The sequence below is a fragment of the Amycolatopsis sp. NPDC049688 genome (assembly GCF_040674975.1).
GTDB lineage: Bacteria > Actinomycetota > Actinomycetes > Mycobacteriales > Pseudonocardiaceae > Amycolatopsis.
In genome coordinates this window covers 1-14,428 of record NZ_JBFANY010000034.1, presented here as the reverse complement: position 1 = coordinate 14,428, position 14,428 = coordinate 1, and the positions used below count along the sequence as shown (strand labels likewise).

Sequence of the window (14,428 nt, the reverse complement as noted above, 5' to 3'; positions counted from 1 at the left end):
CGTGAGTGAGAAACAGTGTTCTGACACTGTTTCTCACTCACGACCGCCCCTACCACGCACTTCCGCCGCCCTCCCAGGAGTTACCGTGCGCAGACGCACTCTCGCCGCCGCGCTGGCCGTCACCGCCTTGACCGCCGTCGCCTGCGGGACCGACACTCCCGCCGCCCCCGCGCAGGGCGGAAGCCTGACCGTCTGGCTGATGAACGGCGACCTCAGCGACAAGGCCACCGCCGCGATCAATGCCGCCTTCGAGAAGGCCACCGGCGCCAAGGTCACCGTGCAGATCCAGGAATGGGACAACATCAACACGAAGATCAGCACCGCCCTGGCCCAGGACACCACGCCCGACGTCATCGAAATCGGCAACACCGACGTCCCGCTGTTCGCCGCCAACGGCGCGCTGACCGACCTCAACCCGCACCGCGACGAGCTCGCCGCGGGCCAGACCTGGCTGCCCGGCCTGGCCGGGCCGGCCACTGTGGACGGACACCTGTACGCCGCGCCGCTGTTCGCCGGGAACCGGGCGGTGATCTACGACAAGCAGGTCTGGGCCGACGCCGGCGTCACCACCCCGCCGAAGACCTTCGCCGAACTCACCGCGGCCCTGGACAAGATCAAGGCCAAGCACCCCGCACCCGACTACTCGGCCTTCCACTTCCCCGGCCGGTACTGGTTCGGCGCGCTGCAGTTCGTCTGGGACGCCGGCGGGCAGATCGCCACGCAGAAGGACGGGAAGTGGGCCGGTGCCCTGGAAAGCCCGGAAGCGCTGAAGGGCCTGCAGGCGTGGAAGGACTTCCAGAACGCCTACTCCTCCCCCGCGTCCCGCAACGTCGACACCAAGGCCCCCGACCAGGCCGCCATCTTCTCCTCCGGCGGCGCGGCGGCCATCCTCGACACGAGCGTCAACACCGTGCTCAAGAACAAGCCGGAACTGAAGGACCGGCTCGGCACCTTCCCGTTCCCCAGCGCCACCGCCGGGAAGACGCAACCGGTGTTCCTCGGCGGCTCGGACCTCGCCGTCGCCGCCAAGAGCCGCAACCAGGACCTGGCCCTGGCCTACCTCAAGACGGCGGCCGACCCGGCCGTGCAGCGGGACGCCATCGCCGGCATCGACGGCTGGACGCCGATCTCCACCGAGCTGATCGACCGGATCACGCCCACCCTGCCGCCGCTCAACGCGGCCTTCGCCACCGCGGCGAAGACCAGCGTCGCCACCCCGGCCGCGCCCGGCTGGGCGACCATCGAGAGCGACAAGTCGATCAACTCCTTCTTCGCCGACATCGCCACCGGGCGCCGGCCGATCGCCGACGCGGCCCGGGAGTTCGACGCCCACCTGACCGAGGCGCTGGGCGCCCGCTGACCGGCGGGGTGGCCCGGCCGACCGCCGTCCCCGCCGGACCACCCCGCCCCTGCTTCCGCGAAGGAGATCCCGTGCTGCTCGAGAAGGCACGCACCCGGGAAAGAACGCGACGCCGGTCCCTGCTCCCCTACGGCCTGCTCCTGCCCGCCGCCGCGCTGCTCGGGCTGGTGCTCGGCTACCCACTCGTCCGGCTGGTGGTCATTTCGCTGCAGGAGTACGGCCTGCGGTCGCTGTTCACCGGCAAGACGGGTTTCGCCGGCCTGGACAACTACACCGCCGTGCTCGGCGACCCCCTGCTGGTGCCGGTGCTCGCCCGCAGCGTCGGGTTCTGCGCCGCGCTGGTGACCGGGACGCTGGTCATCGGATTCTCCGTCGCCCTGCTGCTGCAGCGCCTGGGCCGCGGGATGCGCACGGCGGTGACGCTGTGCCTGATCGCGGCGTGGGCCCTGCCGAACGTGGCGTCCACTTTGGTCTGGCAGTGGCTCTTCCAGCCCGGCTACGGCGTGGTGAACTGGCTGCTGACCCGGCTCGGCTTCGGGGACCTCACCCAGCACGACTGGACGACCACCCCGATGTCGGCGTTCACCCTCGTCTGGCTGCTCGTCGTGTGGCAGTCGGTCCCGTTCGTCGCGCTCACCCTGCACGCCGGGCTGACGCAGATCCCGCGGTCGTACTACGAAGCCGCGGCCCTCGACGGCGCCGGGCCGTGGCGGGTGCACCGCACGATCACCTTCCCGTTCCTGCAGCCGATCCTCGGCCTGGTCACCATCCTCTCGGTCATCTGGGACTTCACCGTGTTCAACCAGATCTGGATCCTCACCCAGGGCGGCCCCGGCGGCGGCACGACGACGCTGGGCATCTGGACGTTCACCCGCGCGTTCAGCCGCAACGACTTCGGCCAAGGCGCGGCGATCGCCGTCGTTTCGGTCGCGCTGCTCGTCGGACTGACCGCGGTGTACGTGCGGCGGCTCGTCCGGTCCGGGGAGGAGCTGTGATCCGGCGGTTCGGCCGCAACGCGGCGGCCACGATCTTCTGCCTGGTGTGGATCTTCCCGGTCTACTGGATGGTGCTGACGGCGTTCAAGCCCGCGGGCCGGATCCTGCAGCCCACCCCGGAGTTCCTGCCCTTCGACGTCACGCTGGACAACTTCGCCGATGCCCTGGCGAAGCCCGGTTTCGTGCCGGACCTCGTCAACAGCGTCGTGGTCGTCGTCGCGGTCGTCGTCCTGTCCATTGTGGTCGCTTTCCTCGCGGCGACGGCGTTGACGCGTTTCCGGTTCTTCGGGCGCCGCAGCTTTCTCATCGGCGTGCTGGTGCTGCAGATGGTGCCGGTGCCCGCGCTGGTCATCCCGCTGTTCCTCGGCCTCAAGAGCGCGCACCTGCTCGACACGCTCTTCGGGCTGATCCTCACCTACGTGGCCCTCGTGCTGCCGTTCACGATCTGGACCCTGCGCGGGTTCCTGCACGGCATCCCGGTCGAACTGGAGGAAGCCGCGATGGTCGACGGCGCCACGCGCGGCCGCGTGATGCGCTCGGTCCTGCTGCCGCTGGTCCTGCCCGGGCTGATCGCGACCAGCGTGTTCGCCTTCATCACCGCGTGGAACGACTTCCTCTTCGCCTACGTGATCATGAAGGACAGCTCGGGCTACACGCTGCCGGTCTGGCTGGTCTCGTTCAGCACCAGCACGGGCACCGACTACGGCGGTCTCATCGCCGCGTCGACGCTGTTCGCGCTGCCCGTCGTCGTCTTCTTCGCGCTCGTGCAGCGCCACCTGGTCGAAGGCATGACCGCGGGCGCGGTGAAGGGCTGATGCTGATCCCCTTCCCCGCGCGGCTGACCCGCCGCGCCGGTTCCTGCGTGCCCGCCGGAATCCTGGCCGGCCCCGGCACCCACGGTCCGGCCCGGCTGCTCGCCGCGTACACCGGCCTGCCGCTGGTCCACAACGGACCGGTCATCCGGCTGGCGCTGAAGCCGGGGCTCGGGCCGGAGGAGTACACCCTCGAAGTCACCCCCGGGCGCGCGCTGCTGACCGCGTCCACGGAGGCGGGCCTGCTCGCCGGCGTGCAGACGATCCGCCAGCTGTCCCCGCGGCTGCCGTGCCTGACGATCCGCGACGCGCCCCGGCTGCCCTGGCGCGGGGTGCTGCTCGACGTCGCCCGCCACTTCCTGCCGATGGAGTTCCTCCGCGAGTTCGTCGACCTGCTGGCCCTGCACAAGTACAACGTCCTGCACCTGCACCTCACCGACGACCAGGGCTGGCGGATCGAGATCGGCGGCTGGCCGCGGCTCACCGGGATCGGCGCCTGGCGGGCCGAATCGATGGTCGGGCCCGCGGGCAGCGGCGTCTTCGACGGCGTGCCCCACGGCGGTTTCTACACCCAGCGGGAGCTGCGCGAGCTGGTCGCCTTCGCCGCCGGACGCGGAGTGCGGATCGTGCCGGAGATCGACCTGCCCGGGCACGTCCGCGCGGCGCTGGCCGCCTACCCGTCGCTGGGCAACCGGCCTTCGGTGGCGCTGCCGGTGTGGACGGAATGGGGCATCAGCCCGGACATCCTGGGCGTCCACGACGGCGTGTTCGCCTTCTGCCGGGACGTGCTGGCCCAGGTGGCCGACGTGTTCCCGTCGCCGCACCTGCACATCGGTGGCGACGAATGCCCGACCACGCAGTGGGAGACGAGCCCGTTCGCACGCGAGAAGGCGGCCGGGCTCGGGGTGACGCCCGCCGGGCTCCACCCGTGGTTCCTCGGCCGGCTGCACGACATCGTCGCGGGCCTGGGCCGGCAGGCGGTGTGCTGGGACGAGACCGGCCACTCGGCCGGGCGGTTGCCCGCCGGCATGATCGTCACGGCGTGGCGCGACGCCGCCCACGGGGCACTCGCCGTCGCGCGCGGCCACCGGGTGATCATGGCGCCGCACACGGCGACGTACTTCGACTACCGGCAGAGCGAGGACCCCGGCGAGCCACCGCGCGAGCCCGTGATCACCCTCGAGGACGTCCACCGCTTCGATCCCCTGGCGGGCGGGCTGCCGGTCAGCGACGGGACCACGCCCGGGGTGCTCGGCACCCAGGCCCAGCTGTGGACCGAGCACGCGCCGACGCCCGACCACGTGCGGCACCTGGCCTTCCCGCGGCTGTGCGCGCTGGCCGAGCGGGCGTGGTCACCGCCGGGCCGCGGTTATGCTGACTTCCACCAGCGCCTGACCGGGCACCTCGGCCGGCTGCGGGCGCTGGGTGCCCTGCCGAAGGAGCGCGTCCGGTTCGCCGGCGCACTCGGAACACCCGGGAAGACAGCGCCTTGACCGTCGCCGACGAACCCATGGACCGGCCACCGACCGTCAAGCGCGACCGCGTCCGCCGGCACCTGCTCAAGGTGATCGAAAACGCCGGCCCGGGCACCGGGCTGGCCTCGGAACGGGACCTGGCCGCCGAGCTGGGGGTCTCGCGCCCGACCGTGCGGGCCGCCATCGACGAGCTGACCCGCACCGGGCTGCTCGTGCGCCAGCGCGGCCGCGGCACGTTCACCAGCCCGCACAAGGTCACCCAGGAACTCGCCACCGGGCTCGCGGTACCGCCCGCCGAAGGCCACTGGACCAGCCGGGTGGTCGCGTTCGCGGTTTCCCCGGCCCCGCGGTCGCTGGCCGCCGAACTGGAACTCGAGCCGGACGCGCCGGTGCTGCGCGTCACCCGGGTCCGGGACGTCGACGACGAGCCGATCGCCATCGAAAACCTGGCGCTGCCCGCCACCCTGGTTCCCGGCCTGCAGCCGGCGGACCTCGAGACCGGCAACTTCTACCGGCTGCTACGGGAACGCTTCGGGATCGCCGTGCAGGACGCGGTGCAGACGATCGAGCCCGCGGTCACCAACCCGGAGCAGGCCGAGCTCCTCGAAACCGCGGTGTACGCCCCGATCCTGCACATCGAACGGCTCACCCGGGACACGACGGGCCGGATCGTCGAACTGACCCGGTCGGTCTACCGCGGCGACCGCTACCGCATCACGTCGAAACTCCGCTTCGACGCCGAATCAGGCTGACCGCGGATCCGGTGAATAATTCTTCACCGGATCGGAAACGGGTCGATTCGGCGACCACGCGTTACCCGATCGAGTGAATTCACCGCACCCATCCGAGTGACTACTGTCGGCAAAACCCCTCGTCAGGCCAGGTGTGACAGGAGCCCCGATAGTGCTCAATTGCGCTGTTCGCTTCGCCTTTTCGGCGCCCGGGTGAGACCACTTCAACGCACTGCCGGTGCGGCATAGGATTTTCCTTCGGCCGGGAAATCGTTTCCCGGTACATTCCCGAGAATCGAGGACCAACCATGCGAAGACGCATGCTGGGGGCCGCTTTGCCTCTGGTGCTCGCCGCCACCGTCGCCGTCCCGCTGCCCGCGGCCGCCGACCCGGCCCCGGTCTCCGCGCTGACGAAGTCCGTGCAGGGCACCGGTTCCCCCACCGACCACGGCGCCACCGCGAACTGGGTGATCGGCTACGACGACCACGCCACCACGACCGGTGCGGCCACCATCACCGACGCCGTCGGCGCGGGCCAGGCTTACCAGCCCGGTTCGCTGCACGCGCCGCCCGGCTGGACGCCGGAGTGGTCCACCGACGGCAGCACCTTCACCGGCACCGAACCGGCGTCCGGGGTGACGGCGGTCCGCGCGGCGAACCCCGCCGCCGGTCCCGACGCGACGCAGCTGTCGGGCGCCCTCACCCCGCCCGTGCAGGCGGTCACCACCGCCACCGGCGGCGACGGCTTCTCGCCGATCCTGTACCGCACCCCGGGCGGCGTGCTGCAGGCGTGGAACATCTACCACCACCTGGGGGCCGCTTCGCCGAAGGTGGTCTGCACCGACCTCGCCACCGGGGCGCGCTGCCCGGGCGGCCCGTGGCCGAAGCCGCTCAACACCGCGACCGGTCCCCTGGGCACCGGGGCGACGGGCGACATCGCGACCACGATGGTAGAGCAGTACGTGCGCGACCCGGCGGCGCCCGCGAAGGTCTACTACCCGGCTGTCACCGCGTCGTCCGTCGGCGTGGCCTGCCTCGACATGGCCGCCGCGGCCAACTGCGGGTACTGGCCGCTGTCGGCCACCGGCGGCTCCCCCGCGGTGAACAGCATCACCGGGTTCGTCGAAACCGGCGGCAACCTCTACGGCCTGATCAGCAGCGGTGCGGTGGTCTGCTGGACCATCGCGACGCAGAGCGCCTGCGGCGGCCAGCCGTACGCGCCGATCGCGCCGGCCATCAGCGGCAACGCCTACGTCTACGGCGCGCTGGACGTGGTGGCGGGCAAGGTGTTCGCCTCCTCGTCGAACCCCGGCACCGCGCAGCAGCCGTCGCTCGGCTGTTTCGATCCGGCGACGGCCGCGCCGTGCGCCGGGTGGGCGTCCTGGCGGGCGACCGGACCGGCCGGCAACTTCACCTTCAACGCCTACACGGCGTTCAGCACGACCGGCGCCCCGGTGGGCGCGTGCTCGTCGACGACCGGCGGCACCAACGTCACGACGTGCTTCGCCCTCGACGGTTCGGCCCTGCCCGCCCCGCCGGGTGCGGCCGCCCTGCCCAACGGGACGTACGTCTTCAACCCGGAGGTCGTCACCGACCCGAGCGGACACCTGCGCAGCTACCTCCCCGTCTGGAACGGCGGAATCGCGGGTGCGGCGGTGTGCCACGACTGGACCACCGGGACGACGTGTGCGGGGCTGCCCGCGCGGATCACCCACCCGTCGGTGAACGGCGGCGCCACGCGGGACTACGGCTACGCGTACGACCCGCCGTCGGGGTGCCTGATCGGCCTGGGCGACGCGGGGGTGCTGTTCTCGATGGACCCGGCGACCGGCGCGACGCCGTGTGTCCGCTCCGGCGGACAGGTGACCCTGCGTCCGGGTGACTTCTACTGTGACGGAGGCTCGCACGTCCAGGGCTACACCTCGGCGCGGCTGACGGGCGTCGACCTGGCGAACGTCGACTTCGCGGCGTCGCGGGTGACAGTGGTCGACCAGGACGGCGCGGTGGTGCCGACCGCGGGCTTCGCCCCGGACGGCTCGGTCGACCTGACCGGCGTCTCGGTGGCGGCGCACCCGCAGATCACCGTGACGACAACCCTGGTCCTGCACTCCGCGGCCGGCTTCAGCGGCTCGCTGATGGTCGACTTCGCGGGCGACGCACCCCAGCTGTGCTTCCGCACGACGATCTCGGCGGACTGCGCGGTGACCTCGGTGGCGAACACGGCCACCGGAACGGACTCGACGGGGTCCTTCTCGTCCAACACGGTGACGCTCCCGGTGGCACCGGGCGCGACGTGCACGCCGAAGGTGACGGTGGAGAAGGAGATCTGCACGGCGGTCCACCCGGCCCAGTGCGGCCCGGGCGGGGCGGGTCCGTGGGCGAAACAGGCCCCGGTGGGCCTGCTCGGGGTGCTCGCGGCCTCGGCGTACTGGCGGATCACGGTGACGAACCAGGGTCCGGTGGGGATCACGTCGGCGCAGGTGGTGGACACGGTGGAGCCGTCGTGCCAGACGGGTCCGTTCACCCTGCAGGCGGGTGAGACGAAGCAGGTGTACTGCGCGACGTACGCCCTGTTGAACCTGTTCCCGATCACCAACAAGGCGAAGGTGAGTTACGTGCCGGTGAACGTGCCGCCGGGGACGCAGGAGTCCACAACGGACTGGTCGTCGGCCAAGGCGTGCTCGCTGCTGTGCAGTCTGTAGGGAGGTGAAGTGACGGCCCGCGGGGACGTTCCCCGCGGGCCGTCGTCACACCGCGACAGCGTCTTCCGCGACGGTGTATTCCGCGGCGGCCGCCTTCGGGGAGACCGCCGGAGCCAGCAGCACCGCGCACAGCGGGACGGCCATCGCGATCGCCGCCACCACGAACACCGGGAACAGGAACGAGAACACCTCGGCCCCCGCCGGGTCCGGGGCGTTCATGTCCATGTGCATCCGGACCGCCGCCATGCCGGTGTAGTGCATGCCCGTCACCGCCGCGCCCATCACGAAGCCCGCCAGCAGCCGCAACGACAGCCGGTCCAGGAACACCGCGAACCACAGCGCCGCGGTGGCCGCCACCACCGCGATCACCACCGACAGCGCCACCAGGCCGCCGTCGTAGCCGAAGTCGCCCTTCACCCGCAGGGCCGACATTCCCGTGTAGTGCATGACGTTCACCGCCAGGCCCGTGACCACGCCGCCGAGCCCCAGGCGCCACCAGCCGAACTTCGCGCGGCCGCCCACCACCAGCAGGCCCGCGAACACCGCCGCCACCGACAGGACCGCCGACAGCACCGTGCGGAAGATGTCGTAGCGGACCGGCATGCCCGGGGTGCTGAAGCCGAGCATCGCCACGAAGTGCATCAGCCAGATGCCGACGCCGCCGATCGAGACCGCCGCCAGCACCAGCCACCGCAGGCGGTGGCGGGGATCGGCCGCGTACCGGGCCTGCACCGCGCACGCCAGGCCGAGCGCGCAGCCGACCACCGACGTCAGGTACGCCAGCACGAGCAGCCAGTGCCCCAGCGCGAAGTGTTCCATGATGAGTCCTTCCCGGGCTACAGGTCGCGCAGCCCGTGCAGCACGCGTTCCATCAGGTCGTGGCGCTCGTCCCAGGTGGCGGTGTCCGACAGCGTGTCGCGGACGATCACCAGGTTGTCCTGCATCAGGTCCGACACGAGCACGCGGACCACGCCGAGCGGCAGCGCCAGCAGCGCGGCGATCTCCATCAGCGACCGCGGCCGGACGCACAGCTCGAGGACCTCCGCCTGCGCGCTCGACGTCAGGTAGCCGGCTTCGGCCCGGCCGGCCATCGTGGTCTCGACCAGTGCTTCGACGGCGATCTCGACCGCCGGTGCGGTCCGGCCTTCGGTCCACGCGTAGGGGCGGGCGAGCGCCGGGCTGCGGCGCGGCTCGTCCCCGGGCGCGTCCTCGGTCACCGGTGGTCCTGGGCCACCGGTATCTCGCGCGCGGGCACGTCGACCTTCTGCCCCACCCGCTCGACCAGCATCGTCATCTCGTAGCCGACCAGCCCGATGTCGCAGCCGGTCGAGGCGAGCACGACCAGGTTCGAGCCGTCGCCGACGCTCATCAGCAGCAGGAACCCCTGCTCCATCTCGATCACCGACTGCACCACCCGCCCGGCGGTGAAGAGCTCGGCGGTGCCCAGCGACAGGCTGGACAGGCCGGCCGCGATGGCCGCGAGCTGGTCGGCGCGTTCGCGCGGCAGGGTGTCGTCGGCGGCCACGAGCAGGCCGTCGGCGGAGACCAGCACGGCGTGCGCGATCCCCGGCACGTCCTGGACGAACCCGTTGACCAGCCAGTTCAGCGTCGCCGCCCGTTCGGGCGGAACGGCGGGGCCGGGTAGCGTCCCGCTGAGGGACCGGCCCGCCGGCTCGGCGCGGCGGGCGTGCAGTTCCGTCATCGCGGATCCCCTTCGTCCATTCCGGATTCTCCGGCGCGGCCGGCGGTTTCCCGCCGCGCCGCGCGCATGCCCTGGTAGTGGCGCGAGAGACTGCTGCGCACGGCGGCGGCATCGCGGAACGGCGCCTCACCGGTCTGCGCCCGCACCCGCGGAACAACGGCACCGGGCGCAAGCTGCGCCCCGGGACGCCGGGTCGGCAGCCCGGCCTCGGTGAGCCGTTGGGCGGCGGCGGGCCGGAGAGCGCTTTCGGCCGCTTGCCGCATACGGTCGGCGGGCGTGTCCCAGCCACCGACGACGGTGGTTTCGGCCTGCTCCGGCACCGCGGCGTGCGCGGGTGCCGCGGGTGCAGCGGGTGCCGCGGCTCGGTGGGGCGGGAGGGTTTCGACCTGCTCCGCCTCAGCGGCTCGGTGCGGCGGAGCAGGCTCGGCGAGCCTGGCCTCGGATCGGTGCGGCGAAGAAGATTCGGCGTGGTCCGCCTCGGCCACCCGGTGCGGCGGAAGAGCTCCCGCGTGCCCAACCTCGGCGGCCCGGCGCGGGGGAGGGCCTTCAGCCTGCCCCACCTCCGCGGCTCGGTGCGGCGGAAGAGACTCGGCCTGCCCAGCCTCGGCGGCTCGGTGGGGCGGGAGGGTTTCGCCCTTCCCCGCCTCCGCGACTCGATGCGGCGGAAGGCTTTCGGCGAGGCCCGGCCGGCCCGCCGGCTCGGCCGAAGAGCTCCGGTCCGCCCGCTCAACCGCCGCATCCGCACCCGTGTCCGCCGAAACCGCCCGGTGCACTCCGGAAGTTTCCCCCGCGCGGGTGGCTCGATCAGCCGGAATCACCGGCGCCTCGACCGGCCACTCCACCGGCGAGCTTCCCCGGGGCGTCGCGCCGTTCCGCCGGACCACCGGCTTGGCCGCCGGCTCGGTGAACCAGCTCGTCACCACCTGCTCGAAGATCGGTGTCGAGGCCTGCGCCGGGACCTCCGGGGCCCGCGGATGGCCGTTGCGCGCCGCCGCCGGGCGGCCCGCGCCGATCGGGCGGGCCAGGTCCGCCAGTACCAGGGCTCCCGGGACGTGGACGCTCGCCGTCACCCCCGCGTGGCGGGCCGCCGTTCCCGTCGCGCGCAAGCGGACCGTCACCCCGTGCAGCGCCGCGAGCCTGCCCACCACGAACAGCCCCATCCGGCGGGTCGTCTCCGGGCCGACCGTCCCGGCCGCCGCCAGCCGGTCGTTCACCGTGGCCAGCTCCTCCGGGGTCATGCCAAGGCCCTGGTCGACGACCTCGATGAGCAGCCCGCCGTCCGCGCCGCGGTCGGCCGTCAGCGCCACCTTGTGCTCCGGCGGTGAGAACCGCGTCGCGTTCTCCAGCAGCTCCGCGAGGATGTGCACCACGTCCGCCGCCGCTTCCGGCTGGACCGAGGCGCGGGGCGCGTTGCCCAGCGCCACCCGGCGGTAGTCCTTGACCTCCGACGTCGCCGCGCGCAGCAGGTCGCGGGCCGGCACCGGCTCGCGACCGTGGCGGACCGGGCGGCCGCCCGCCAGGACGTGCAGGTTCTCGCCGTTGCGGCGCAGGCGGGTCGCGATGTGGTCGATGCGGAACAGCTCGTCCAGCCGCCGCGGGTTCTGCTCCCCCGCCTCGAGGTCCTCGATGATCGTCAGCTGCTGCTCGACCAGCGACTGGCTGCGCCGCGACAACGTCATGAACATCTCGCTGACCTGCTTGCGCAGCTCGGCCTGCTCGACGGCGAGCCGGACCGCCTGCCGGTGCATGTCGTCGAACGCCCGCGCCAGCTGCCCGATCTCCTCCTCCGTCCGGACCCCGGAGTCCGGCACCGCGCGCCAGTCGACGTCGTGGCCCTCCCGGACCTGCCGGACGGTCTCCGGAAGCTGTTCGTTCGCCGCGCGCAGGGCGGCCGCGCGCAGCCGGCGCACCGGCGTGACCAGCGACCGCACCACCAGCAACGCGATCGCGAGCGCGCCGAGCAGCGCGCCCAGGACCAGCGCGGTGTCGCGCAGGGAGTCCGACCGCGCCTCGTCGGCCGCCGCCGACACGTTCGCCGCCAGCTGCGCCGCGACGTCGTTCAGCACGCCGGTGACCCCGGCGGCCTCGGCGGTGATCGAGGGCAGCAGCGACGCGAGCGGGCGGCCGCCGCCCGGCTCCTGCAGGGCGTCGAGCCGGCTGTCGGCCGCGCCGGTCGCGGCGGCGAACTTCGCCAGCTGGGCGCCGGTCAGCCGGTGCTCCGCCTGTTCGGCGAGGACCTCCTGCTCGGCGGCGGTCTGGATGACGGCCGGGCGCAGCGAAGCGTCGTCGGGACTGGTCTGCGCGGCGCGCCGGTAGGTCTCTTCGGTGGCCAGTTCGCCGCGCAGGTGCACCAGCAGCCGGGTGGTCTCCGCGCTGCCGTCGTCGGCCGCGACGATCGCGGGCACGAGGTCGCCCAGGGTGGCGATGATGTCGTTGTAGCCGGCGGCTTTCGTGCGGACGTCGCCGCCGCCGGCGCCGGCCGCGCGGATCCCGGCGAGCTTGCCCAGCGCGGTGTTGAGGGCCCGGCCGGTGTCGGCGGGCAGCGGCGCGAAACCGGTGTCGCGCTGGACCGCGGCCACCTTCGCGTCGACCGCCGCGGTCAGCGTGTCCGGGGCGCCCGCCGGGACCGCGACCGCGGCGACCATCTCCTCGCCCAGCGACGCGGTCAGGTCGACGGTGTCGCGCAGCACCGGCAGCCGGTCGCGGGCCGCGCTGAGCGCCGTCGCCCGGTCGAGTTCGCCCTGGATCCGAACTTCCGCGAGCGCCACCGCGACCAGGACCGGCAGCAGCAGGACGACGCTGATCTTGGTGCGGACGCTCCAGTGCGCCGGCCACCACGCGGCGTCCGCCGGGCGGCGGGGCGTGGATCTGCTTTCGTGCATGGCGGAATCGCTCGATTCCCAGCCGCGCGGACGGCTGACGTCGAGTTCGGACAGGTCGAAGGGCCCCAGGGAAGACGTGGCGTTGATCAGGCCGACCAGCAGAAGACATCACGTCCCGCGTCCTTGTCAACCCTGCGCGGCGGCGTTTCGGAACGGGACGATCGAATTGTTTCCGCGGTTCACGGATTGTGTTCCGGCGGTCGCTGCTTGCACACCGTTCAAGCGCGTTCGCGCAGCTCCACGGCCTACCGCTGAGTAAACCGGCGCCGAGTTCCCGCTGGCGGCAGAATTACCCACAGCAGTCGCCGGGGCGAATTCGGCCATTGTCCGAATGGTGTGTTATTAATTCTCGCCGCGCCCGGCCGGGGTCACGGGCACCGGATGCGGCAGAATCGGCGGCCGTGACCGATGTGGACCCGGACACCGGCGCCGCGCACGGCAAGCGCGTCGGCTGGGTGGAGCTGTACTTCGACCTGGTGTTCGTGTTCGCGGTGGGCCAGGTGGCGCACAGCATCGTCGCGGACCCGCACTGGGCCCGCATCGCCGGCGCGCTGGGGCTGTTCGCCACGCTGTGGTGGACGTGGATCGGCTTCGCCGTGCTCTACAACCGCCGCGGGGACGACAGCCGCGTGGCCGACCGGCTGTTCGTGCTGGCCGGCACGATCCCGTGCGCGATCGCCGCCACCCAGGTGCACCACGTCTTCGACGGGCACCCCACGGTCTTCGCGGCGGCCATGGCCGGCGTCCGCGTGATCCTGGCGGCCGCCCACCGGTGGCCCGTGCGGCCCGGCATGGACCAGCGCCGGATCAGCACGGGGTACGCGATTTCCGCGGTCCTGTTCGCGGTCTCGGCGGTGGTGCCCGGCGGCTGGGGGATCTGGGCGTTCGCGCTGCTCCAGGAGGCCGGGTTCCTGCTGCTCGGCGGCCGGCACCGGCGCCGGGGCGAGCGCCGTGAACGGCCGACCGCGCAGGCGCGGCGGCAGGCGATCTTCGACGGGCCCCGCGACCCGAACCTGGCCGTCGACTCCGGCCACCTCGCCGAACGCTTCGGGCTGTTCATGATCCTGCTGCTGGGCGAGCTGGTGATCACGGTCGGCACGGCCGCGCTCGAACGTCCGGCCGACGACTTCGCCTACTGGGCGGCCATGGCCGGCGGCCTGGTCCTCGCCGGCGCCTTGTGGTGGCTGTACTTCACGTCGGCCGCGGAGCTGTCCGAGAAGATGCTCGGGCTGTCCGGCGGCAACCCCGCGCTCGCCTATTCGCTGTACGCGGGCGGCCACCTGACCCCGGCGTTCGCGCTGTTGCTGGTCGCGGCGGGGCTGAACCTGTCGCTGCACGACTCCCCACCGTCCGCGGCGGTCTGGCTGCTCACCGCGGGCCTGACGGTCTACGTCGCGGGCACCCGCGTCTTCTCGGCCGAGCCCGCCCGCTGGTACCAGCGGGCGGCCCGGATCGCGGCCCTGGCGGTGACGGTGAACCTGGCCCACCTCGCCCGGGTCCTGCCGACCCCGGCGGTGGTCGTGGTGGTCGCGCTCTGGGGCGTCGGCATGACGGCGGTCAGCACGGTGATCCGCCGCCGGGCCATCGAAAGCCTCGGCGACAACCCCCTGGCGTTCCTGCGGGAACGGCGGGCCAAGGCCGGGTGACCGCTCGGCGGTGCGAGCGCGTCGAGGGCGGTGGGGGGGGGGTGGGGGGGGCGCCACAGCGCGCAAAACCAAACAGAAAGGCCGCGGGGGCGCAGGGGCCCCCACCCCCGCCCCCCCCCCCCG

Annotated in this window: 11 protein-coding genes; 7 read left to right on the top strand and 4 right to left on the bottom strand. The window is 72.7% G+C overall.

The genetic code is table 11. The features are described 5' to 3' along the window. Nucleotides 1-85 precede the first annotated feature (85 nt). The 6 genes from AB0J55_RS45310 (at nt 86) to AB0J55_RS45285 (ending at nt 8,075) form a co-directional block, all read left to right on the top strand. Nucleotides 86-1,360, top strand: coding sequence for an extracellular solute-binding protein (locus AB0J55_RS45310; RefSeq protein WP_364264307.1), 1,275 nt, complete (start codon nt 86-88; stop codon nt 1,358-1,360). A 71-nt stretch (nt 1,361-1,431) separates the two neighbouring features. Further along, on the top strand, nt 1,432-2,355 hold the full coding sequence (locus AB0J55_RS45305; RefSeq protein ID WP_364264304.1) for a sugar ABC transporter permease: 924 nt from the start codon (nt 1,432-1,434) through the stop codon (nt 2,353-2,355). Next, a complete protein-coding gene (locus tag AB0J55_RS45300; protein ID WP_364264301.1) occupies nt 2,352-3,170 on the top strand; it encodes a carbohydrate ABC transporter permease in 819 nt (272 codons plus the stop codon). The genes AB0J55_RS45305 and AB0J55_RS45300 overlap by 4 nt, the downstream gene beginning before the upstream one ends. Continuing rightward, nucleotides 3,170-4,660, top strand: coding sequence for a beta-N-acetylhexosaminidase (locus tag AB0J55_RS45295; protein WP_364264298.1), 1,491 nt, complete (start codon nt 3,170-3,172; stop codon nt 4,658-4,660). The genes AB0J55_RS45300 and AB0J55_RS45295 overlap by 1 nt, the downstream gene beginning before the upstream one ends. Next, nucleotides 4,657-5,394 (top strand): GntR family transcriptional regulator, encoded by a 738-nt coding sequence (locus AB0J55_RS45290; RefSeq protein ID WP_364264295.1) that lies wholly within the window; start codon nt 4,657-4,659, stop codon nt 5,392-5,394. Before AB0J55_RS45295 ends, AB0J55_RS45290 begins: the two co-directional genes overlap by 4 nt. Nucleotides 5,395-5,681: 287 nt before the next feature. Then, nucleotides 5,682-8,075 (top strand): hypothetical protein, encoded by a 2,394-nt coding sequence (locus AB0J55_RS45285; protein WP_364264292.1) that lies wholly within the window; start codon nt 5,682-5,684, stop codon nt 8,073-8,075. A 45-nt stretch (nt 8,076-8,120) separates the two neighbouring features. Here AB0J55_RS45285 and AB0J55_RS45280 read toward each other — a convergent pair whose 3' ends face one another. From AB0J55_RS45280 to AB0J55_RS45265, 4 genes are read right to left on the bottom strand one after another with little or no spacing between them, the layout of a single operon-like run. Beyond that, a complete protein-coding gene (locus tag AB0J55_RS45280; protein ID WP_364264289.1) occupies nt 8,121-8,894 on the bottom strand; it encodes an MHYT domain-containing protein in 774 nt (257 codons plus the stop codon). Nucleotides 8,895-8,911: 17 nt separating this feature from the next. Then, complete coding sequence (locus tag AB0J55_RS45275; RefSeq protein WP_364264286.1) at nt 8,912-9,292, bottom strand: DUF742 domain-containing protein; 381 nt, start codon at nt 9,290-9,292, stop codon at nt 8,912-8,914. Then, nucleotides 9,289-9,777 carry a roadblock/LC7 domain-containing protein gene (locus AB0J55_RS45270; RefSeq protein ID WP_364264283.1) on the bottom strand — a complete coding sequence of 163 codons (489 nt, stop codon included), beginning with the start codon at nt 9,775-9,777 and terminating at the stop codon, nt 9,289-9,291. The genes AB0J55_RS45275 and AB0J55_RS45270 overlap by 4 nt, the downstream gene beginning before the upstream one ends. After that, the gene (locus tag AB0J55_RS45265; RefSeq protein WP_364264280.1) at nt 9,774-12,659 is read right to left on the bottom strand and encodes an ATP-binding protein; all 2,886 of its coding nucleotides are present in this window, start codon (nt 12,657-12,659) and stop codon (nt 9,774-9,776) included. Before AB0J55_RS45265 ends, AB0J55_RS45270 begins: the two co-directional genes overlap by 4 nt. A gap of 401 nt (nt 12,660-13,060) precedes the next feature. Here AB0J55_RS45265 and AB0J55_RS45260 point away from each other — a divergent pair, with 401 nt between their 5' ends. Continuing rightward, a complete protein-coding gene (locus tag AB0J55_RS45260) occupies nt 13,061-14,305 on the top strand; it encodes a low temperature requirement protein A (RefSeq protein WP_364264277.1) in 1,245 nt (414 codons plus the stop codon). Nucleotides 14,306-14,428: the final 123 nt, after the last annotated feature.